Source organism: Arthrobacter sp. Y3224198 (assembly GCF_059090025.1).
The window spans coordinates 1-21961 of the sequence record NZ_JBNHFG010000023.1 but is presented as its reverse complement, the minus strand read 5'-3'; the positions used below and the strand labels follow the sequence as shown (position 1 = coordinate 21961).

Annotated in this window: 15 protein-coding genes, 3 tRNA genes and 1 pseudogene; 17 read left to right on the top strand and 2 right to left on the bottom strand. The window is 65.5% G+C overall.

Annotated elements, in window-relative coordinates; all coding sequences use genetic code 11:
* Positions 1–86: 86 nt before the first annotated feature.
* From dusB to AC5RUF_RS12315, 5 genes are all read left to right on the top strand, one after another.
* Positions 87–1259: a tRNA dihydrouridine synthase DusB gene (gene dusB / locus AC5RUF_RS12335; protein ID WP_494130763.1), complete on the top strand. Its 1173-nt coding sequence runs from the start codon at positions 87–89 to the stop codon at positions 1257–1259.
* Between the two features lie 8 nt (positions 1260–1267).
* Positions 1268–2551: a deoxyguanosinetriphosphate triphosphohydrolase gene (locus tag AC5RUF_RS12330; RefSeq protein ID WP_494130762.1), complete on the top strand. Its 1284-nt coding sequence runs from the start codon at positions 1268–1270 to the stop codon at positions 2549–2551.
* Positions 2552–2805: 254 nt separating this feature from the next.
* On the top strand, positions 2806–6084 hold the full coding sequence (locus tag AC5RUF_RS12325) for a DUF5979 domain-containing protein (protein WP_494130761.1): 3279 nt from the start codon (positions 2806–2808) through the stop codon (positions 6082–6084).
* Between the two features lie 149 nt (positions 6085–6233).
* The gene (gene dnaG, locus AC5RUF_RS12320) at positions 6234–8246 is read left to right on the top strand and encodes a DNA primase (RefSeq protein ID WP_494130760.1); all 2013 of its coding nucleotides are present in this window, start codon (positions 6234–6236) and stop codon (positions 8244–8246) included.
* A gap of 72 nt (positions 8247–8318) precedes the next feature.
* A tRNA-Asn gene (locus tag AC5RUF_RS12315) sits at positions 8319–8391 on the top strand.
* Between the two features lie 57 nt (positions 8392–8448).
* Here the strand turns inward: AC5RUF_RS12315 and AC5RUF_RS12310 are convergent.
* Positions 8449–8889 (bottom strand): NUDIX domain-containing protein, encoded by a 441-nt coding sequence (locus AC5RUF_RS12310; RefSeq protein ID WP_494130759.1) that lies wholly within the window; start codon positions 8887–8889, stop codon positions 8449–8451.
* A 103-nt stretch (positions 8890–8992) separates the two neighbouring features.
* Between AC5RUF_RS12310 and AC5RUF_RS12305 the strand changes: the two genes are divergently transcribed.
* The 9 genes from AC5RUF_RS12305 to AC5RUF_RS12265 all read left to right on the top strand — a co-directional run bounded on the left by AC5RUF_RS12305 (position 8993) and on the right by AC5RUF_RS12265 (position 17628).
* Positions 8993–9065: transfer RNA gene (locus tag AC5RUF_RS12305), tRNA-Asn, on the top strand.
* Between the two features lie 345 nt (positions 9066–9410).
* Positions 9411–10580 (top strand): NAD(P)-dependent malic enzyme, encoded by a 1170-nt coding sequence (locus AC5RUF_RS12300; RefSeq protein WP_494130758.1) that lies wholly within the window; start codon positions 9411–9413, stop codon positions 10578–10580.
* A gap of 374 nt (positions 10581–10954) precedes the next feature.
* On the top strand, positions 10955–12391 hold the full coding sequence (locus AC5RUF_RS12295; RefSeq protein ID WP_493998095.1) for a sugar porter family MFS transporter: 1437 nt from the start codon (positions 10955–10957) through the stop codon (positions 12389–12391).
* A 95-nt stretch (positions 12392–12486) separates the two neighbouring features.
* Positions 12487–13272, top strand: coding sequence for a phage holin family protein (locus AC5RUF_RS12290; protein ID WP_493998094.1), 786 nt, complete (start codon positions 12487–12489; stop codon positions 13270–13272).
* A gap of 86 nt (positions 13273–13358) precedes the next feature.
* On the top strand, positions 13359–13955 hold the full coding sequence (locus tag AC5RUF_RS12285) for a CDP-alcohol phosphatidyltransferase family protein (RefSeq protein ID WP_494130757.1): 597 nt from the start codon (positions 13359–13361) through the stop codon (positions 13953–13955).
* 45 nt (positions 13956–14000) lie between these two features.
* Positions 14001–14933, top strand: a complete 933-nt coding sequence (locus AC5RUF_RS12280) for a DMT family transporter (protein WP_493997779.1) — start codon at positions 14001–14003, stop codon at positions 14931–14933.
* Positions 14930–16126, top strand: coding sequence for a glycosyltransferase (locus AC5RUF_RS12275; RefSeq protein WP_494130756.1), 1197 nt, complete (start codon positions 14930–14932; stop codon positions 16124–16126). Before AC5RUF_RS12280 ends, AC5RUF_RS12275 begins: the two co-directional genes overlap by 4 nt.
* 70 nt (positions 16127–16196) lie before the next feature.
* A tRNA-Ile gene (locus AC5RUF_RS12270) sits at positions 16197–16270 on the top strand.
* Between the two features lie 173 nt (positions 16271–16443).
* Entirely contained in the window at positions 16444–17628 is a 1185-nt protein-coding gene (locus AC5RUF_RS12265; RefSeq protein WP_493997777.1) for an acyl-CoA dehydrogenase family protein, read from the top strand.
* A 138-nt stretch (positions 17629–17766) separates the two neighbouring features.
* Here AC5RUF_RS12265 and AC5RUF_RS12260 read toward each other — a convergent pair.
* Positions 17767–18342: pseudogene (locus AC5RUF_RS12260) on the bottom strand (M23 family metallopeptidase); the annotation flags it as partial.
* Between the two features lie 483 nt (positions 18343–18825).
* Between AC5RUF_RS12260 and rpsB the strand changes: the two are divergent.
* The 3 genes from rpsB (at position 18826) to pyrH (ending at position 21536) form a co-directional block, all read left to right on the top strand.
* Positions 18826–19695: a 30S ribosomal protein S2 gene (rpsB, locus tag AC5RUF_RS12255; protein WP_493996735.1), complete on the top strand. Its 870-nt coding sequence runs from the start codon at positions 18826–18828 to the stop codon at positions 19693–19695.
* A 131-nt stretch (positions 19696–19826) separates the two neighbouring features.
* Positions 19827–20666 (top strand): translation elongation factor Ts, encoded by an 840-nt coding sequence (gene tsf / locus AC5RUF_RS12250; protein ID WP_493996736.1) that lies wholly within the window; start codon positions 19827–19829, stop codon positions 20664–20666.
* Between the two features lie 138 nt (positions 20667–20804).
* Positions 20805–21536, top strand: coding sequence for a UMP kinase (pyrH, locus tag AC5RUF_RS12245; protein ID WP_493996737.1), 732 nt, complete (start codon positions 20805–20807; stop codon positions 21534–21536).
* Positions 21537–21961 lie beyond the last annotated feature (425 nt).

Sequence of the window (21961 nt, the reverse complement as noted above, 5' to 3'; positions counted from 1 at the left end):
GATCTTAGTTGCCTTCACCGGGCGCCCGGGCCGGACCGCCGGGGGCGGCGCGTGCTCGATTTGCATCCACTTGCGAGAATAGACAGGTGACTGTTTTATCTCCGGAACTCAAGCTCGAGCTTCCCCCGCTGCAATTGGGCCCGATCACCGTGGACACACCGGTGATCCTGGCCCCCATGGCCGGCATCACCAACAAGGCCTTCCGCCGCCTCTGCCGTGAATACGGCGGCGGCCTCTACGTGACCGAAATGGTCACCTCCCGCGCCCTGGTGGAGCGTTCCCCTGAGTCGATGCGCATCATCAAGCACGACGACGACGAAAAGGTCCGCTCTGTTCAGCTCTACGGTGTGGACCCCAAGACCGTCGGAGCAGCCGTCCGCCTCCTGGTGGAGGAAGACCGTGCCGACCACATTGACCTGAACTTCGGCTGCCCGGTCCCCAAGGTCACCCGCAAGGGCGGCGGCTCGGCCCTGCCCTGGAAGCTGGACCTGTTTACGGCCATTGTGCAGACGGCTGTGAAGGAAGCCTCCCGCGGCAACGTGCCCCTGACCATCAAGATGCGCAAGGGCATTGACGAGGACCATCTGACCTTCCTGGACGCCGGGAAGATTGCCCGGGACTCCGGGGTGGCTGCAGTGACCCTGCACGGCCGCACCGCCTCGCAGTTCTACTCCGGCAAGGCCGACTGGTCCGCCATCGCCGAACTGCGCGAAGCCCTGCCGGATATGCCGGTGCTGGGCAACGGCGACATCTGGTCCGCGGAGGACGCCATCCGCATGGTGCGCGAAACCGGAGTGGACGGCGTCGTGATTGGCCGCGGCTGCCAGGGCCGCCCGTGGCTCTTCGGCGACCTTGAGGCCGCATTCGAAGGCAGCGCCGAACGGCACCGGCCGGGGCTGAAGCAGGTTTCGGAGAGTGTGTACCGGCACGCCGAACTGCTGGTGGAAACCTTCGGCGACGAAGTGATTGCCCTGCGGGACATCCGCAAGCACATGGCCTGGTACTTCAAGGGCTACGTAGTAGGGGGAGACCTCCGCGCTAAACTGGCCACGGTACCGTCCCTGGCGGTGCTCCGTGAACTGCTGGACCAGCTGGATCCTGACGCTCCCTACCCCGGCGCCGACGCCGAGGGGCCGCGCGGACGGGCCGGCACACCCAAAAAGACAGCGCTGCCGGAAGGCTGGCTGGACGGGCGGGAACTCAACGCCGCCCAGAAGGCCATCATCTCGGCAGCCGAACTCGACGTATCAGGCGGCTAACACAACCCATGACCTTCCCGCAGGCAGTTTCCACCGCAGGCTATACCGAATTCGATCTGGCCCGCTGGGTTACCGAACCGGCGAAAAACACCAACCGCACGCAGTTCGGCCGCGACCGGGCGCGGGTGCTGCACTCGTCTGCCCTGCGCCGGCTAGGTGCCAAAACGCAGGTGGTGGCCCCGGACACGGACGACTTCGTGCGGACCCGGCTGACGCACAGCCTCGAAGTGGCCCAGGTGGGCCGGGAACTGGGCAACGCGCTGGGCTGCGACCCCGACGTCGTCGACGCCGCCTGCCTCTCCCATGACCTGGGGCACCCGCCCTTCGGCCACAACGGTGAGACGGCGCTGAACGATATTGCGCACGCGATCGGCGGTTTTGAAGGCAACGCCCAGACCCTGCGCCTGCTGACCCGGCTGGAACCGAAGATCATTGCTGCGGACGGCACCCCGGCCGGGCTGAACCTGACCCGCGCCAGCCTGGATGCGGCCACCAAATACCCGTGGTCGATCGCCGACGCCCCGCTGGTCAACGGGCACCGCACCACCAAGTTCGGCGTCTATGAGGACGATCTCCCGGTGTTCACCTGGCTGCGCGACGGCGCTCCCGCCGGACGCTCCTGCCTCGAGGCGCAGGTGATGGACCTGGCCGATGACATCTCCTACTCCGTGCACGATGTGGAGGATGCCATTGTGGCCGGGCACGTGCAGCTCAAATGGCTGGACAACCCCGACCAGCGTGCCCGCGTGGTGGGCTACACGCAGCAGTGGTACCTGCCCGGCGTTGAGCCTGCAGCCATTGAGGCAGCGCTGGCGCGGCTGGAAGCAACGCCGGTATGGGTCCGTGAATCGGACGGCAGCCGCGGCGCGATGGCCGCGCTGAAGGACATGACCAGTCAGCTGATCGGCCGGTTCTGCAACAGTGCGCTGGAAGCCACCCGTGTCATCTACGGCAGGGACCCGCTGACCCGGTATCACGCCGAAATGGTGGTGCCGGAGGAGACCCAGCTGGAAATCGCGGTGATGAAGGGCCTGGCCACCACGTTTGTGATGACCACGGACCAGCGCCAGCCGCTGTACGAACGCCAGCGCGAAATCCTGACTGCCCTGGTCGCCCAGCTCTCCGCCACCGGGGATCGACACCTGGATCCGATGTTCGCCGCCGATTGGCGGGACGCGGTCGACGACGGCGCCCGGCTGCGCGTCGTCGTCGACCAGGTCGCTTCGCTGACGGACGGCTCGGCGCTTGCCCTGCACGAGCGGCTGGTGGGACCGGTTCCGGCGCTCTGGTAAGGCGCTTCCAAAGGCCTTTGCAAGGATTCCGCAGCTGCTCTCTGGTGGACAGGCCGGCAGGCCGTTAGCCTTTGGCGCGGGGTGGTTCAGCGTCTTCCGATTCACTGACGGGAGATGTCGGCCGAACGAGCGCACCCGAGGTCGCGATGAGCCCCCAGCAATCCCCTGTATCCCGCCCCCGCCGCCATGTTTTTGGATGGGCACGAAAATCCCGGTTCCGCAGCGTACTGGTATTCCTGACTGGTTTGCTGTTAATGGCCGTTCCGCTCGCGGTGCCGGCGCAGGCCGTTCTCGGTCCGGATACGCCTCCCACCAGGGGTCCGGCCACGACTCCGGCGACGGACATAACCATCACGTCCACGGGGGCCGGTGTCAGCAATGTGCCGGGGGCACTTCCGCCTGTTGGCGCTGCCTGGCCCATTACCGCCTACCCAACCTCCATACCGTCGGGCTACCAGCGGGAGACCGTGGGTTTTGCCGGCATCATCAACACCCAGGAAGTCGGCGGGACCACCACGGCACAGATGTACTGCATTGATATCCGTACACCTACCGGCATCGGCTACGGGTATGAAAGCGGCTCGTGGGACGAATCCAACGTCCCCAACATCGGCTACGTCAACCGGATTCTGAACACCTATTATCCGAATACCAATGAGCCCGCCGGACTTACCAATAACAGGAAAGCCGCCGCTGTGCAGGCCGCCATCTGGTTCTTCACGGACGGTTACGTGGTCAATCCCACCAACAACCTGTATTCCGACGTCGCCTCGATTGTGAACGCCACCATTGCTGCGGGACCGCTCACCGAGCCGGACGCCCCGGATATCTCCGTCACGCCGGCCAGCGCCGAAGCAGCGGTCACGGGGGTCGCGGGACCCTACACCGTCACTTCGGAGGCAGCGGAAATCACCGTCACGACGGATGTTGGGTTCGGCCTCTTCGCAGATGCGGCAGGGACCGTGCCACTAACCAATCCGGTAGCCAGCGGCACCCAGGTATGGGTGCGGAGCGAGGATGGCGGCACCGGCCCGGCCACGGTGACCGCCCGGGCAACGGTCACTGTCCCCACCGGCAACGTCTACCTCTATGACGGCGCGACGCAGGGCGTGACCCAGGCGCAAAAACTGATCCTGGCGGCGACCCGTGAGCTGAGCTCCTCCGACAGCGCCAGCGCAACATTCTTCGAGGTGGGCTCCCTGGCCGTCACCAAGTCAATCGAAGGTCCCGCTGCCGGCAGCCAGGGCGAGGTGGTGATCAGCATCGACTGCGGAACGGGGTACCAGTTCACCTTTACCGTCGCCGCCGAATCCACCGGGACGCCGTCGGAGACCTTCAACAATATTCCGGCAGGCACGGTCTGCACCATTACCGAGACCGTCAACGGCGCCACTGACAGCGTCCAGGTCAGCACCATCCCGGCCGGACCGGTCACCATCCCCTCGGGTGCCACGGCGACGGCGACCGTTACCGACACCTACACCTTCACCCCCGGCACGCTGGTGGTCGCCAAAACCAATACCGGCGAGGCTGCCGGCGCACAGGGCGAGGTCGTGATCTCCGTAGTCTGCACCTTAAACGGCGCCACGGTGCTGGACACCACAGTGACGATTCCCGAAGGGACACTGGTTCCGGAGGCAGCAGAATTCCCCGACCTTGAGGCGGGCACCAGCTGCACGGTGACGGAAACCACTACCGGGGAGACCACGGCCGTGGCCGTCACCGTCACCGGCGAAGGAACCGTCACGGTACCGGCGGCGGGCAGCGTCACGGCAGCACTGACCAACACGTACACGTTCAACCCCGGGACGCTGGCAGTGCGGAAGGACATCGCCGGTGCGGGAGCCGGCCGCCAGGGCATGGTTACCCTGCAGGTCACCTGCAGCTCCGGCGCAAGCCGAACCATCACCATTCCGGCCGGCACCACCGAACCCACCACGGAGGAAATCACGGGCCTTCCCGCCGGGACCACCTGCACCGTCACGGAGACAGCAACCGGTGCGACCACAGAGGTCAGCGTCAGTACCGTGATTGATCCGGCCGGCGGAGCAGTGACCATCCCGGCCGGCGGCGCCGTGGAAGTCACCGTCACGGACACGTACACAGTGAATCCGGGGTCGGTGCTGGTGAACAAGGCCATTGCCGGCCCGTCAGCGGGCCAGCAGGGCGAGGTCATCCTTGAGGTGACCTGCACCCTGGAGAGCGCGGTTGTGGCAGAGGGGACCTTCACCGTTACGGCCGGCACTGCAGGAACCGTTCCGGCGGGCACCCTGACCGGCATCCCGGAAGGCGCGAGCTGCGCCGTCACTGAACCCGTCACCGGTGAGAGCACCGAAATAGGCGTGGTGGTGGACCTGCCGGATTCCGTGACCATCGCTGCGGGCGTCACGTCCACGGCCACGGTAACGGACACGTATTCCCAAAACCCGGGCACCTTGATTGTCACGAAGGTGATCATCGGAGAAGCTGCCGGAAACCAGGACGCCGTGGAAGTTGACGTCCTGTGCACCTTGGGCGGTGAAACGGTGTTTGAGGAAACCTCCGAGATCCCAGCCGGGGAGACCGGTGAAATTGGTGCCCAGTTCCTCAATATTCCAGCGGGAGCTACCTGTGCCATTACTGAACCGGTTACCGGGGCCACCGATTTTGTCCAGGTCAGCACCGAGCTTCCGGCTCCGGTCACCATCACCCCCGGCGGCAGGGGTGATGCCACGGTCACCAATACCTATACCTTCACCCCCGGCACGCTGGCGGTCACCAAGGTGATTGCCGGAGACGCTGCAGGAGCGCAGGGTGAGGTGGTGTTGCAGGTGACGTGCGGTCCGGACGGTTCTGTCCTGGACGAAACCGTAACCATCCCCGCCGGAACGGCCGAAACGGTGACTACCAACTTCGAGGACCTGCCTGCCGGCACGGAATGCACGGTCACCGAAACCGAAACCGGTGCCACCGCCACGGTGTCCGTGGACACCGTGATCACTGACCCGGTCACCATCCCGGTTGCAGGCGGTGCGGAGCTGACGGTGACCAACACCTACGGCTTTAATCCCGGCGTGCTGGTGGTCACCAAGGTCATCACCGGAGCGGCCGCCGGCGGACAGGGCGAAATTGTCCTGGAAGTCCGGTGCGGCACGGACGGGTCCGCGTTGGACGAAACCGTGACCATTCCCGCAGGCGCCACGGGGGAGGTGTCCACGGAATTTGCCGGCCTGACGGCCGGCACGGAGTGCACTGTTACCGAGACTGGAACCGGCGCCACGGACACGGTCACGGTGGAGTCGGACCTGCCGGGTCCGGTGACGGTACCGCCCAGCGAGACCGTCACGGCCGTAGTCACCAACACCTACAGTTCCGTAGCTCCCGGGCCCCAGCCGCGGCCGGAGCCGGTCAATCCGGGTCGGCAGGACCTCCCCAGCACCGGATTGGAGATCCCTGCCGGGGCCTACCTGGCACTCGGAACCGGACTGTGCCTGCTCGGCGGACTGGGAATCTACCTCAGCCGGCGGCGGGGCGAGGAGCCCCGGGAACAGTAGGGCTGTTCGCGAAGTTCGAGGGGAGGTCCGGACGCCAGGGCAAGTCCGGACCTTCCTTGTGGAAGTGCGCCTGTCGGTGCGGTCCCCGGACTTCCTAATCCCTTCCTGATCGGGAAGTTATGTAGGTAGTTGGAAGTAAAGTTGAAGTCATGGCCGGATTGATCAAGCGTGAAGACATCGATGAGGTGCGCCTGCGCACCGACATCAAGGCCGTGATTGACGGATACGTGACACTCAAGTCCGCCGGAATCGGCTCCTTCAAGGGGCTGTGCCCCTTCCACGACGAGCGCTCGCCGTCTTTCCACGTCCGCCCCCAGGTCGGCACGTACCACTGCTTCGGCTGCGGGGAGAGCGGCGACGTCATCTCCTTTGTGCAGAAGATGGACCACGGCACCTTCTCGGAAACCGTGGAGAAGCTGGCTGCCAGGCTCGGCTACGAGCTGCACTACGAAGACGGCGGCACCGGCCCGCGCAAGGAAGACGTGGGTAAACGCCAGCGCCTGCTGGACGCGCACAAGGTCGCGGCGGAGTTCTTCCGCAGCCAGCTGGGCACGCCCGGTGCCGCAGCCGCACGGAACTTCCTCCAGGAACGCGGCTTCGATCCGGCCGCCGCCGAGCACTTCGGCGTCGGTTACGCCCCGCAGGGCTGGGATTCGCTGCTCAAGCACCTCACGGCCAAGGGCTTCACCCGGCCCGAACTGGCCGAAACGGGTATGTTCTCCACCGGTTCAGACGCATCACGCTTCTACGACAGGTTCCGTGGCCGGCTGATCTGGCCTATCCGCGACCTCACGGGATCGGTCATCGGTTTTGGCGCCCGCAAGCTGTACGAAGACGATCAGGGCCCCAAATACCTGAACACCCCGGAAACCCCGCTGTACAAGAAATCGCAGGTGCTCTACGGCATCGACCTGGCCAAGCGGGACATCGCCAAAACCCGACAGATTGTGGTGGTGGAAGGCTACACCGACGTGATGGCGTGCCACCTGGCCGGCATCACCACCGCCGTCGCCACCTGCGGCACCGCCTTCGGCACCGATCACATCAAGATTGCCCGCCGCCTGCTTTCCGATGACGGCACCGGGGGAGAGGTGATCTTTACGTTCGACGGCGACGCCGCGGGCCAGAAGGCGGCACTGCGCGCCTTCGAGGAGGACCAGCGGTTCACCGCGCAGACCTATGTGGCTGTGGATCCCAACGGCATGGACCCCTGCGATATCCGTCAGCGGCACGGCGACGCAGCCGTGGCCGAGCTGATCCATTCCAGGCGTCCGCTCTTTGAATTTGCCATCCGCTCGACCCTGCGGAAGTTCGACCTCAATACCGTGGAGGGGCGCGTCTCCGCTCTGCGTGCCGCCGCCCCGGTGGTGGCGGACATCCGCGATCCCGCCATGCGGCCGGCCTACGCTCGCGAGCTGGCCGGCTGGCTTGGAACCGACGTCGACGACGTCACCCGCGCGGTCAACGCGGCCGCCAAGCGCCGGGCCGCAGGCCCCGGGACGGACAACGCTTCCCAGCCCCGCGGCGCCCAGGACAGCCAGCAGGGCCGCCAGCAGTACGGACGGCAGGGACAGCAGCAGGGACAGCAGGGGCACCAGGGATCCCAGCAGTACGGCCGCGGCGGCCAGCAGCAGTCCGGCCCGTCACAGCCCTGGCAGGAACCGGTGCCCGAGGCCGCCCCGGCCTTCAGCCGTCCCGATCCGAACGATCCGGCGGCCCGGATGGAGCGCCAGGCGCTCGAAGTTGCCCTGCAGCAGCCGGGGCTGCTTGATGCCGGGCAGTGGGAGCGGTTCAAGGCGGCGCGGTTTACTGTTCCGGCGTACGTAGCCGTCCACAACGCCATCCGTGCCGCGGGCGACGCCGGAACGGTCCCGGCCGCCTGGGTGGAGCGGGTGCGCGAGGAACTGCCCGACGCCTTGCGCGGCTTCGTCAGCGAGCTGGCGGTGACACCCCTGCCTGCCCGGGATGCCGATGCGCTGTTTATGTACTGCCGGGACATCCTGAACCGGCTCTTCGAGCTGCAGGTGACCCATCTGAAGGCCGAAAAGCTGGGACAGCTGCAGCGCCTGGATCCGAACGCTGACCCGGAACTTTTCCACCAGCTCAACCGCGAACTGATGGAACTGGAGATGCAGCGCCGGGCACTGCGGGGAGACCAGTAGCCGGCCGAAATCCGCGGGCACGGCGCCGATTTCGTTTCCGGACGGAATCTCTGTAAAGTAAAACCTGCGCTTTCCCCCGTAGCTCAATTGGCAGAGCATTCGACTGTTAATCGAAGGGTTACTGGTTCGAGTCCAGTCGGGGGAGCAAGAGAGAAGATCCCCGGCCTGTTGTGCAGGCCGGGGATCTTTTTTTATTGCCCGTTTACGTCCCGTTCCGCCCGAGCCGGCCCAGCAGGGAACCCAGGCCTCCGGCCAGTACGTGCGCCTGCGGCAGCGGCAGCCACCAGCAGGTCCAGGACGCCGCTGCGCCACCGGAGTCCGGGTCCGGTTCGCCCGCCTCCCAGCGGGTGCCGATGCTCCCGGGCGGGACTTCCAGCTGGAAGAAATGGCGGGCGGCAATTTCCGGGCGCATGGGCCAGAGGTCGTAGGCCGACTCGCCCAGGTACCTCACCACGGTTCCCCTCAGCCCGGTCTCCTCGTGCAACTCCCGGACGGCTGCGTCCGCGGGGTCCTCGCCGGGCCGTACCGTTCCCGCCGGAACCTGGACCCCCGTGACCTCCAACGGCACACCGTTGTGTGTAAAGACCAGCAAATGGTCCTCCCGGACCACGTAGCAAACCGCTTTCTGCACTGTTCTACGCATGCGCATCAGGGTCTCACAGCGGTGGCCGTCCAGCTGCCGCCCCGCCGTCCGGACGCCGGTTCGTGAGCACCCAAAAGTTCCTGTATAGTTGAGGACGCCGCTTTCCCCCGTAGCTCAATTGGCAGAGCATTCGACTGTTAATCGAAGGGTTACTGGTTCGAGTCCAGTCGGGGGAGCAAACGGACAAAGGGTCTGTGACCGGGAATCCCCCGTCACGGGCCCTTTTTCCTTGCCTGCGTGGTCCGTCCTAGCCCTGACACGGGCGCCGCCGGCCGGAAGCGCACCACGCCGCCGGCGCGGAGTTGCCCGCACCCCGCTCCCTGCGTCTACACTGGCACCAATCACGCGCCCGGCAGGGCTGGTCCGGCATCACCGGATCCCGCCCCCGGTGCGTAAAGGCATCCCATCCTGTTGCCTCTGGCCCGGAAGCCCCACGGCGTCCGGTATCCGCCTTCCCGCATGCCCGTTCATCCTGGGCCGGCCGGGCGGTCCTTTCTGGAACCAACAGCTGGAGCACTGCTATGCCTACCGGAACCGAACACATCACCGCATCCATCAGCACCGAAGAGATCTTCGCCGCCCACCAGGGCGGCAAGCTCTCCGTGGAAACCATCATGCCCTTGGACTCGAAGCGGGCACTGTCCATCGCCTATACGCCCGGTGTGGCACAGGTCAGCAGGGCCATAGCCGCCGAACCGGACCTGGCGGCAACCCACACCTGGGCGTCCCGGCTGGTGGTGGTCGTCAGCGACGGAACCGCTGTGCTGGGTCTGGGGGACATCGGCCCGGCGGCCTCCCTTCCCGTGATGGAAGGGAAATCCGCACTGTTCCGCACCTTCGGCGGGCTGAACTCCATCCCGCTGGTGCTGGACACCACCAATGTGGACGAAATCATCGAAACCCTGGTCCGGCTGCGTCCCAGCTACGGCGCCGTGAACCTGGAGGATATTTCCGCACCGCGCTGTTTTGAACTGGAGCAGCGCCTGATCGAGGCCCTGGACTGCCCGGTGATGCATGATGACCAGCACGGCACCGCCATCGTGGTGCTTGCTGCCCTGCGCAATGCCGCGAAGGTCACCGGCCGTGAACTGCCCGGCCTGCGGGTGGTGGTTTCCGGCGCCGGGGCCGCAGGCGTCGCGTGCGCCAACATCCTGCTCGACGCCGGCATTACGGATGTGGTGGTGCTGGATTCCAAGGGCGTGGTCGGCCCGGGCCGCACGGACCTGACCAGCATCAAAGCCGACCTCGCCGCCCGTACCAACCCCCGGGGGATCGACGGCGGAGCACGCGAAGCGTTGCAGGAGGCCGATGTCTTTATCGGGGTGTCCTCCGGCACTATCGGGGAAGACATCTTGGCCGGCATGGCGCCTGACGCCATCATCTTCGCCCTGTCCAACCCGGACCCGGAGGTGCACCCGGACGTTGCGCGCCGGCACGCCGCCGTCGTCGCCACCGGCCGCAGTGACTTCCCCAACCAGATCAACAACGTCCTGGCCTTCCCCGGAGTGTTCCGTGGGGCACTGGACAGCGGCGCACGGCGCATCACCGCAGGCATGAAGGTGGCGGCGGCCACCGCCATCGCTGACCTGGTAGGGGAGGACCTCCGGGCGGACCACATTGTGCCCAGCCCGCTGGACCCGCGCGTTGCTCCCGCGGTAGCCGCCGCCGTCGCCGCAGCGGCCCCGGCCTAGGAGCCCGCATTTTTCCATCCCCGCCCTTCCGGCCCCGCAGCTGCCCATCCTGCGGGGCCGGAAGCTGTTAAAGGAACCGTCACGGCACCTGCGCCCCACCGTCGGCGCTGTGATGTGGCCGACATCCGATGCCGCTTCCCTTGACGGGAACGGTGCATGCGCTTTTGCCCCGGTTCTGCGCCTTGGCGGAAAAACAGACCGTCTCCGCGGGCTTGGAGCTGCAAAAAGACGGTCCCGTTCCGCGCTCATCTGTCCCCGGTTGGCCGTTGCGGCTACCCTGCCCGGACAAGCACTCCTAGGGTTATGCGTAGGCTTAAGTGTTTTGACAGCAGACTTACGTATTCCGTGAGACAAGAGAAATCGAGGAACGGTCGATGGGCGCGACTCAGCCAGGACCTAATACGGGCGGATCCGAACGGATAGCCCACCCCGGAAAGGTGATCGGCGTCACCGTCGCTGCTGCCGTGGGTGGTCTGCTCTTCGGGTTCGACACCGCCGTCATCAACGGCGCTGTGGACGCCATTGGCGAAGAATTCACACTGAGCCCGGGCATTCTGGGCTTCACGGTGGCCATCACGCTGCTGGGCTGCGCCGTGGGCGCCTGGTTCGCCGGACAGCTTGCCGACCGGCTGGGCCGGAAATCCGTCATGGTGGGTGCCGCCGTGTTGTTTGCCGCCAACTCCGTTGGGTCGGCCTACGCCTTCTCCGAGTGGGACCTGATGCTCTGGCGCCTGATCGGCGGCCTGGCCATCGGCACCGCGTCCGTGATTGCCCCCGGCTACATTGCCGAGGTGGCTCCGGCCAAGTGGCGCGGTGCGCTGGGCTCCGTGCAGCAGCTTGCCATCACCATCGGTATCTTCGCCGCGCTGCTCTCGGACGCGTTCCTGGCGAACACGGCCGGCACGGCCCTGGGCGAGCTCTGGTGGGGCCTCGCCGCCTGGCGGTGGATGCTCCTGGTGGGCGTCATCCCGGCCATTGTTTACGGCGTGCTTGCCCTGACCATTCCGGAGTCCCCGCAGTTCCTGGTCCGCCGCAACCGCGACGCGGAAGCCGCAAAGGTACTCAGCTCGATTTCCGGTGTGACCGATACCGACCGCAAGATTTCCGATATCCGGGAAAGCTTCAAGAGCCCGAAGCCGACCTTCCGGGACCTCCGCGGCCCCCGGTTCGGCCTGCAGCCCATCCTGTGGGTGGGCATGGCCATTGCCGCTTTCCAGCAGTTGGTGGGCATCAACGCGATCTTCTACTACTCCACCACTCTGTGGAAGTCGGTGGGCTTCAGCGAAAGCGATTCGTTTACGACGTCGGTGATCACCTCGGTGGTCAACGTGGTCATGACCTTGGTGGCCATCGCCTTCGTGGACCGCATCGGCCGACGCAAGCTGCTGATGATCGGCTCCGCCGGCATGTTCGTTGGCCTGCTGATGGCAACGGTTTCCTTCTTCCAGGCCGAGGACGTTGCCGGCGAGATTTCCCTGCCCGGCATCTGGGGCCCGGTTGCCCTGGTGGGCGCCAACCTGTTTGTGGTCTTCTTCGCCGCCACCTGGGGTCCGGTCATGTGGGTCACCCTGGGCGAAGTGTTCCCGAACAACATCCGCTCCCTGGCCCTTGGCCTGGGTGCGATGGTCAACTGGATCTTCAACTTCATTGTCACCCTGGCTTTCCCGTGGGTCAGCGACAACTTCGGCGTGTGGATCATGTACGCCATCTTCACCGCGTTCGCGGTGCTCTCGTTCTGGTTCGTGAAGACCAAGCTGCCCGAGCTCTCCGGCCGCGAGCTGGAAGACCGCGAGGGACTGGAAACCACCTGACCGGCACCTGATCCGGATGTGCAAGGTGATAACTATGAGGGGAATGGTAATTTGGGGTTATGGCTACGGTGACTACTGAACAGGAGGCTGGGCGCATGGACCGCTCTGCTAGCACTCGGACACGGCGAACGGCGGGAAGCTCTTCGCTGGTGGGGCTGGCGAAGGTCATGGCCCGGCTGACTCCGCGCCAGTTGAATGACGAGTTCGCCCTCGCCACGGCCGAAATGAAGCAGAAGGGCATCAAGGCCGGCATTGCTGCCGCCTTTATGGTTGTTGCCCTGCTCTTCGTCGCCGCCCTGGCCATCGCGCTGATCGTTGCGGCCATCATGGCGCTGTCGCTGGTAATGCCGGCCTGGCTGGCTGCCCTGCTGGTGGCTGCCCTCTTCCTGGTGATTGCGGCAATCGCAGGTCTCGTCGGCTTCTCCCGGTTCAAGAAGACGCTGCCGCTGCTCCCGGAGGAAGCCATCCGCGGACTGCGCTACGACGTCGGCGTGCTGAAGGAAGGCCGCCGCTTCGATCCGGCAACGCTGGACAAGCCCAAGGAACCGAAGGAAAAGAAGGACAAGAAGGCGGAGAAGGACAGCAAGCCCGAAGGCCCCAAGCAGCCCGGCCCCGAGGAACTGCGCACCCGCGCCCGCCAGCGCCGCGAACACATGGCCGCCGTCCGGGACGGCCTGGGCGAGAAGGTCGATGTCAAGGCCCGCATCCAGGAACTGAAATCCCGCCGCGCAGCCGCCTCCCGCGGTACCGGCAGCTCCTCCGCCGGTTCCCCTGCAGAGGACGTGCTGGCCATCATCAAGGACCGCTGGCAGCCCCTGGCGGTCCTGGGTGCCTCGCTGCTGGCGCTGCTCATCATGTCCCGCCGGCTCGCACAAAAGTAAGCTGTACTCGTTTACATCTTTGACGAGGGGAACGGACCGTGATCAGACTCATCGGTGCCGGAGCACGTCCCGATACGGAATTAACCGTGACGGACAGGTTCTGGACCGTACCGAATCTGGTCACGGTCCTTCGCTTTCTCGGCATCCCGCTGTTCGTCTGCCTGGTGGCGCAGGACCGCTACGGAAGCGCCTTCATCACGCTGGTGGCGGTGGGATGCACGGACTGGATTGACGGCTACCTCGCCCGGCGGCTGAACCAGGTCTCCCGCACCGGCCAGTGGCTGGACCCGGTGGCCGACCGGCTGGCGCTGATCATCGTGGCAACCACATTCGTGGTGGACGGCATCGCCCCGGCCTGGCTCATCCTCAGCATTGCCATCCCCGATGCCGTCCTGATTCTCAACTCCCTGCTGCTCTTTCGCGGCAGCCCGGACCTTCCCGTCAGCACGCTCGGCAAGGTCCGGACCGCCCTGCTGCTCCTGGGCGCCCCGCTGCTGCTGCTGGATCATGTGCAGGGGTACGACTTCGACTGGCTGGCTGCCGCCGGAACGGCGGTACTGGCCCTGGGCTGCATCGGCCACGTCGCCGCGGCAGCCGGGTACCTGGCGGCCGCGTGGAACAAACACGCCCTCCAGCGCAACGGCGAAGTTCCTGCCGGGACCGGAACCGGCCATGCTCCCTAAGCCAATTGCACCCAACGGTGCAGGCCCGGCGGCGGGACTGCGCCGATGGTAGGAATCGCCGTCGCCTGCGCCCTGGCCAGTGCCTTTTTCCTGGCCTTCGGCGCCCAGCGTCAGGGCAGCGCAGTGAGCGCAGACACCGGCGGACTGGGCCTGAACTCCTCACAGCTGACCCGCCTGCTCCGCAATCCGCGGTGGCTGTTCGGCCTCCTGCTGCTCGGCACGGGCATGGCGCTCAACATTGCAGCCCTGTCGATGGCTCCGCTGACGGTGGTCCAACCCATCGGCTCCATTGCCCTGGTGATCACTACGGTGGTGAACTCCCGCGACCAGGGCCTGCGGCTGAACCGCATCACCGTGGCAGCCATTTCCGCCTGCGTTGCCGGCAGCATGCTTTTCGTTTCCCTGGCCATTGTCGTCACCCGTTCCGAACAGTCCGTGGAACCCGCCCAGGAGGTGACGATTGTCCTCATCCTCGCCGTCGTGGTGGCCTTCTTCGGCACGCTGAACATTCTCTTCGGCAAACGGCTGAAGGCCATTGCCCATATCCTCGGCGCCGGAATCCTGTTCGGCTTCGTGGCGGTCCTGACCAAGGTCATTGCCGGAGACCTGCTCAACCCCAACGGCCGTTTCCTGCTGAACGTGCCCTGGTACACCATCGTGGCCATCGCGGCCGCCGGAGCGCTGGGATCCTGGTTTGTGCAGAACGCCTATTCCAGCGGTCCTCCCGACCTGGTCATTGCGGGACTGACGGTCATTGATCCCATGGTCGGGATTGCCATCGGCATCGGCGTGCTGCACGAATTGCGCCCGGATGTGCCCGCGGTGGCTGCCGTGGCCATGTCCGTGGCCGCCCTGATTGCTATTGTTGGGGTGGTCGCCCTCTCGAGGTACCACCCTGATGTCATCCAGCGTCGGAACGAAGAACGCAGGCGGCAGAAGCCGTCCTCCAAGACCCCGAAAGCAGGACCACACACGTGACCGATTCACCGGTAGACAAACCGCTGACGATCCTCATTGCCTGTGACACCTACCCTCCGCACCTGAACGGGGCCGCGCAGTTCGGCTACCGGCTGGCCCGGGGCATGCACGGCCGCGGGCACAACGTCCACGTCCTGGCACCCAACGACGTCGACGGCGGCAGCCGCACCGACCTCGACGGCGAGTGGCCCGTCCACCGTCTCCGCTCGCACGGTGTGCCCACCCACGAGTACTGGCGGATCTGCCTGCCGTGGGAGATCAAGAAGGAAATTTCCCTGCTCTTCGACCGGGTGCAGCCCGACGTCGTCCACATCCAGTGCCACTACATGGTGGGGGAGTACACCCTGTACCAGGCCCGGAAGCGCGGCATCCGGGTGATTGCGACCAACCACTTCATGCCGGAAAACCTGGACCCGTTCCTGCCGTTCCCGAAATGGGTCAAGCGCATTGTCGCGAAGAACTCCTGGAAGGACATGGGCAAGGTGATGGGGCAGGCCGCCGTCGTCACCACGCCCACGCCGCTGGCTGCCGAGGCCATGCGGCGCCATGCCTTCCTGGATGAGGTGATGCCGCTGTCCAACGGTATTGATGCCTCCGTCTACGAATTGCATCCGGGCGAGGAAATCGCCCCGCATCCCGGCCCCACCGTGCTCTTTGTCGGGCGGCTGGCCGAAGAGAAGCATGTGGACGTCCTGATCGACGCCGTCGCCAAGACCCCGCCGGAGTTGGGCGTGCGTGCCGAAATTGTGGGCGGCGGAGAAGTGAAGCCGGCCCTGCAGGCACAGGCCCAGCGTCTTGGGCTGGGGGACCGGGTGGTGTTCCGCGGACTCGTCTCCGACGAGGAACTGCGCGAGGCCTACCTCAAGGCGGACCTGTTCTGCATGCCCGGCACGGCAGAGCTGCAGTCCCTGGTGACGCTGGAGGCCATGTCCGCGTCCAAACCGGTCCTCCTCGCCGACGCGATGGCCCTGCCGCACCTGGTGGACAAGGGACGCAACGGCTACCTGTTCACCCCCGGTGACAGTGACGAGCTGGCCGGCCGCATTACCGAAATCCTGGAACTGTCCAACGAGGACCGGCGGAAGATGGGCGAGGCCAGCCGGGAAATGGTGGACCGGCACAGCCTGGACGCCACACTCGCAACGTTCGAAGTGCTGTACCGCGGCGTCGAAACCTCAGGCGCCCCCGCCTGAGGCTGCAGGTGCAATTGGTTCTGCGGCGCAGGGACACACTAGGATGGCATCGTTGCCCCGCGGGCAGCACGGGGCTGTAGCTCAGCTGGTCAGAGCAGCGGACTCATAATCCGTGGGTCGTGGGTTCAAGCCCCACCAGCCCTACCGATGCACTGCGCATGCCGTCCTGATGCGCATGATCAGCACCCCGGTCCTCGGACCGGGGTGTTTTCTTTTCCCCGGACGTTGTGATCGTTGTTACTGGTGGGTAACATAGGCTCTGCCTGCGCCCGAAGGGTGCCGGTGATCACCGATGATCAGCAGCGAAGGATATTTCCATGGCAACTATCGACGTCGACAACCTTCCGTACGCGGACGGCGACTTCTACTCATTCGAGGACCTGCTTACCGACAAGGAGCGCGACCGCCTGCACGAGATCCGTGCCTGGCTCGCCGCTGAGGTCAAGCCGCACGCCGCTGACTGGTGGAACGCCGGTGAGTTCCCGCACCACATGATCCCGAAGATCGCAGAACTGGACGTCATGAGCCCGGTCTACCGCCAGGGCTACTCCAACCTTTTCGCCGGACTCTGCCACGCCGAGGTCACCCGCGCCGACACGTCCTTCGCCACCTTCCTGGGTGTCCATGACGGCCTCTTCACCGGTTCCATCGAGGCACTGGCCTCGGAAGAGCAGAAGGCTGCCTGGCTGCCGGACATCTACGCCATGAAGAAGATCGGCGCCTTCGGACTGACCGAACCCCTCGGCGGCTCCGACGTCGCCGGCGGCACCCGCACCACCGCACGCCGCGACGGAGACAACTGGATCCTGAACGGTGAAAAGCGCTGGATCGGCAACGCCACGTTCTCCGACTGGGTAGTAATTTACGCCCGCGACGTCGAGGACAACCAGGTCAAGGGCTTCATGGTGGACACCAAGACCCCCGGGTACAGCGCCACGAAGATTGAAAACAAGATTGCCCTGCGCACCGTCCAGAACGCCGACATTGTGCTGGACAACGTGGTGATCAGCGACGACTTCCACCTCAAGGGGGCCAACAGCTTCCGCGACACCAACAAGGTTCTGAAGGTGACCCGCCTGGCGGTTGCCTGGCAGGCCGTGGGCCAGCAGATGGCGGCCTTCGACATTGCCCGCAAGTACGCCGTGGAGCGCAAGCAGTTCGGCAAGCCGCTGGCATCCTTCCAGCTGGTGCAGGAACAGCTGGTGCAGATCCTGGGCAACACCGTCAGCTCGCTGGGCATGATGGTCCGCTTGGCACAGCTGGAGGACCTGGGGCAGGCCAAGGATGAGCAGTCGGCACTGGCGAAGGCGTTCACTACCGCACGCATGCGTGAATCCGTGGCCCTGGGCCGCAGCATCCTGGGTGGCAACGGCATTGTCACCGACTACGGCATGGCCAAGGTCTTCGCGGACGCCGAAGCGATCTACTCGTATGAAGGCACCTACGAGATCAACACTCTGGTTACCGGTCGGGCAATCACCGGCGTGGCTGCGTTCGTCTAAAATCGCAGCTCCGGTCTCCGGAACCAGCAAATTACCCCGGCCGGGTCCTGGAAAGGGCCCGGCCGGGACGTTTAAGGCCGGAACCGGCAAAAGCACCGAAGGGCGCCGGTCCGTCGCGTAGTTGAGCGGATTGACGTATTCTCCGTCCAGCCGGACGCCCCAGTGCAGGCACTGGCCGGCGCAATGCGCCGTGCCGGCGGATGCGCTTCCGTCACCTGGCCCCGCAACTCTTCCCACGGGGAAGCCGCGGGTAACCGTGCTGCCGGTCGGTACCAGCGCTTCCACCGATTCGAAGCTGCTTTTCAGGCCGCCGCCGTGATCAATGGTGAGTACCGGGCGGTTGACCACGCGTCCGGCAAACACCACCCGCCCGCCGGCCGGAGCCAGGACCGGCATCCCTTCCCGGGCAGCGAGGTCCAGTCCCCGGTGGCCGGCCAGCCAGCGCTGCGCGGGCGGATCAAAGCCCCTCAGGCGCTCCGGCTCGGGGTCCAGCGGCCAGCCCCATGGCGGTATGTACCGGACGGCCCCGGGTGACGCGCTGCGGGAGGAACCGGGGGAGGAGTCGGACACCGCGCCCGGCACTGCGCCGGACACCACACCCGATGACGCTCCGGCTGAACGGTCCGCCGGGAAGAGCGGATCCGCTGCCTGCAAGGACGGCAGCGCCGCGGCCAGTAGCAGGGTGGCCAGCAGACAGATCAACGGAGTGCGCATCCTCCGAGTGTCGACACATCATTCGTCAACGGTTCCGGGACATCACCGCGCCGGGGAGTTCCGGGACGCCGGATCAGGATGTGGAGGAGGGGCGCTGCAGCGGCCGCCGGCAGGGACGGCAGCGCTCCGGGGCTGTAGTACACTTTATGGAGCAGCTTGCTGTGCCATGGGACCTGCCCGGACGTTTTTCATCCGTCGCGGGTCCGGCGCCTAGGCCTCGGGCCGGATAAGTCTTCGGACTGCACCAGCCCGTTCCCCATCCGCCGGCATAGGAATCTGACTACGCGTATCCCAATTATCCCCGCTTAGGGGGTGCCTCTCCAACGGTCCGGCAACGCCGGCAGGGGAAGCGCGCCGGAGTCCGCAAGGATAACGGCTGATGGATACCAGGAGCTCCGCCCGACCGGGCGTAAAGCTAAAACCGTCAATTGGCAGTAGGACCAGTGCGCCGTGCGTACGGCTGCTGCCGGAAGGAGTGACGACATGCCCGTCGTTACCATGCGCCAGCTGCTCGACAGCGGCGTCCACTTTGGTCACCAGACCCGCCGTTGGAACCCGAAGATGAAGCGCTTCATCTTCACCGAGCGCAACGGCATCTACATCATTGACCTGCAGCAGTCGCTGTCCTACATCGACCGCGCCTACGAGTTCGTCAAGGCCACCGTTGCCCACGGCGGAACCGTCCTCTTCGTTGGTACCAAGAAGCAGGCCCAGGAAGCCATCGCCGAGCAGGCCACCCGTGTTGGCCAGCCCTACGTGAACCAGCGCTGGCTCGGTGGCATGCTCACCAACTTCCAGACCGTTGCCAAGCGTATCCAGCGCATGAAGGAACTCGAAGAGATCAACTTCGAGGACGTCGCTTCCTCCGGCCACACCAAGAAGGAGCTCCTGCTCCTCAAGCGTGAGCTGACCAAGCTGCAGAACAACCTCGGCGGCATCCGCAACCTGACCAAGGCTCCGTCCGTGCTCTGGGTTGTCGACACCCCCAAGGAACACCTCGCCATTGACGAGGCCAAGAAGCTGAACATCCCGGTTGTCGCCATCCTGGACAGCAACTGCGATCCGGACGACGTCGACTTCCCGATCCCGGGCAACGATGACGCCATCCGCTCCGTCAACCTGCTGACCCGCGTTATCGCTGACGCCGTTGCCGAGGGCCTCATCGCCCGCAACAACAAGGCTGCCGGCAACACGGAAACCCAGGCTGAGCCGCTGGCCGAGTGGGAGCGCGAACTCCTCGAAGGTGCTGCACAGACGCCGGCCGCTGATGCCGCCGCCGAAGCTCCCGCCGCCGAAGCAACCGGCGTCGACGCCGTTGTGGACGCTCCGGCCGCCGAAGTAACCGAGAAGTAAATAACGAATTTCCTTAGTCCGGGCGGGCCGACCGCCCGGACCAGGTACCTGTTGGTGCGGCTGGCCGGTTAACCGGCCAGCCGCACTGGCGGAACCGCACCAATACTTATTACGGGAGGACTGGAGTTCAAATGGCGAACTACACCGCTGCTGACATCAAGGCACTGCGTGAGCGCACCGGCGCCGGCATGATGGATGTAAAGAAAGCTCTGGACGAGGCCAACGGCGATGCCGACAAGGCCATGGAGCTCATCCGCATCAAGGGCCTGAAGGGCGCTACCAAGCGCGAAGGCCGTTCCACCGCCGAGGGCCTGGTTGCTGCCAAGGTTATCGACGGCACCGTTGGTGTCATGGTCGAGCTCAACTGCGAGACCGACTTTGTTGCCAAGTCCGCCAAGTTCATCGAGCTGGCTGACAAGGTCCTGGCCGCTGCTGTCGAGTCCGCTGCAGCCGACGCCGAAACCCTGCTCGCCTACAACGTTGACGGCAAGCCGCTGTCCGAGGTTGTTGTCGAAGAAGGCGCCATCCTGGGCGAGAAGGTTGTTGTCCGCCGCGTTGCCCGCATCGAGGGCAAGACCGTTGACGCCTACCTGCACAAGACCTCCAAGGATCTGCCGGCACAGGTTGGCGTGCTGTTCGCTGTTGACGGCGAAGGTGCAGAAGCTGCCACGGCCGCCCACGACGTCGCCGTGCACACCGCTGCATACGCTCCGACCTACCTGACCCGGGACGAAGTTCCGGCCGAGACGGTCGAGAACGAGCGCCGCATCGCCGACGAGACGGCACGCGCCGAGGGCAAGCCCGAAGCTGCACTGACCAAGATCGTCGAAGGCCGCCTGACCGGTTTCTTCAAGGAAATCGTCCTGCTGGACCAGCCGTTCGCCAAGGACGCCAAGAAGACCGTGGGTAAGGTTCTCGAAGAAGCCGGTGTTGCACCGGTCGGCTTCGCCCGCTTCCGCGTAGGCGCCTAATAACTCAGGCCGCAACGGTTTCGACGAATACGTCATCATGACAGAGGGGGTGGTCACCATGGGTGACCACCCCTTTTGCCTGTCCAAACCAGCTAACTAATCTTTAAGCAGCACCAGCACCTATGCCCGGGAGGCACAATGGCCCACGTACTCAAAGAAACCGAATCCCCGCGACGCCGCGTCCTGCTCAAGCTCTCAGGTGAGGTGTTCGGCGGCGGCAAGCTCGGCGTGGACCCCGACACGGTGCGTGCAGTAGCCAAGCAGATCGCAGCGACCGTCGGTGAGGTGGAGGTGGCCATCGTCGTCGGCGGCGGGAACTTCTTCCGCGGCGCCGAGCTGTCCACCAGTGGCATGGACCGATCCCGGGCGGATTACATGGGCATGCTGGGCACCGTGATGAACTGCCTGGCCCTGCAGGACTTCCTGGAACAGGCCGGCGTCGAAACCCGCGTCCAGAGCGCCATCACCATGGGTCAGGTAGCCGAGGCGTACATCCCGCGGCGCGCCATCCGCCACCTGGAAAAGGGCCGCGTGGTCATTTTCGGTGCCGGTGCCGGCCTGCCCTACTTCTCCACGGACACGGTTGCCGCCCAGCGGGCCCTGGAAGTGCACGCAGACGAAGTCCTGATGGCCAAGAGCGGCGTGGACGGCGTCTACACCGCCGATCCCAACAAGGACGCCACAGCAACGCGCCTCGAGACCCTGACTTACGACGACGCCCTGCGCCAGGACATCCGCGTCATGGACCAGACGGCCATGACCATGTGCAAGGACAACGACCTCGACATGGTGGTCTTCGGCATGGAGGGTGAAGGCAACGTCACCCGCGCCATCCGCGGCGAGAAGATCGGCACGGTAGTTTCCAACTAGCGGCCGGGGGACGACGGCGGTCCCTGCGGGATCTGGAACGGCAATGAAATCCTCCCGGGTGTGCAGATAACGGGCCTCTCCGTCAGCTATAGGCCCGTTATCTGCACACTCGCTGATTCACCCGCACTCTTGCGCCAAGGTTTCCAACTAAGCCGCTGCGGCGGGTCCCTGCGGGACCTGGAACGGCGGCAACGAAACCCCCTCGGCCGCGGGCGGCCTCCGGGGTTTAAAGCCGCCTTCCTCCAGGTCCGTCCGGGTGCGCCTGCCGACGGGCTCGCTGCGCTCGGTGCAGGGAACCCGCACCCTTGCGCCAAGGTTTCCCCTACACCTCGCTGCGCTCGGTGCAGGGAACCCGCACCCTTGCGCCAAGGTTTCCCCTACACCTCGCTGCGCTCGGTGCAGGGAACCCGCACCCTTGCGCCAAG

Coding starts and splice junctions, on each gene's coding strand:
- AC5RUF_RS12265 (WP_493997777.1), top strand. CDS start 16,444: ATGGCAACTATCGACGTCGACAACCTTCCGTACGCGGACGGCGACTTC.
- dnaG (WP_494130760.1), top strand. CDS start 6,234: ATGGCCGGATTGATCAAGCGTGAAGACATCGATGAGGTGCGCCTGCGC.
- AC5RUF_RS12295 (WP_493998095.1), top strand. CDS start 10,955: ATGGGCGCGACTCAGCCAGGACCTAATACGGGCGGATCCGAACGGATA.
- AC5RUF_RS12310 (WP_494130759.1), bottom strand. CDS start 8,889: ATGCGTAGAACAGTGCAGAAAGCGGTTTGCTACGTGGTCCGGGAGGAC.
- rpsB (WP_493996735.1), top strand. CDS start 18,826: ATGCCCGTCGTTACCATGCGCCAGCTGCTCGACAGCGGCGTCCACTTT.
- AC5RUF_RS12325 (WP_494130761.1), top strand. CDS start 2,806: ATGGCCGTTCCGCTCGCGGTGCCGGCGCAGGCCGTTCTCGGTCCGGAT.
- AC5RUF_RS12280 (WP_493997779.1), top strand. CDS start 14,001: ATGGTAGGAATCGCCGTCGCCTGCGCCCTGGCCAGTGCCTTTTTCCTG.
- pyrH (WP_493996737.1), top strand. CDS start 20,805: ATGGCCCACGTACTCAAAGAAACCGAATCCCCGCGACGCCGCGTCCTG.
- AC5RUF_RS12330 (WP_494130762.1), top strand. CDS start 1,268: ATGACCTTCCCGCAGGCAGTTTCCACCGCAGGCTATACCGAATTCGAT.
- AC5RUF_RS12290 (WP_493998094.1), top strand. CDS start 12,487: ATGGACCGCTCTGCTAGCACTCGGACACGGCGAACGGCGGGAAGCTCT.
- AC5RUF_RS12300 (WP_494130758.1), top strand. CDS start 9,411: ATGCCTACCGGAACCGAACACATCACCGCATCCATCAGCACCGAAGAG.
- tsf (WP_493996736.1), top strand. CDS start 19,827: ATGGCGAACTACACCGCTGCTGACATCAAGGCACTGCGTGAGCGCACC.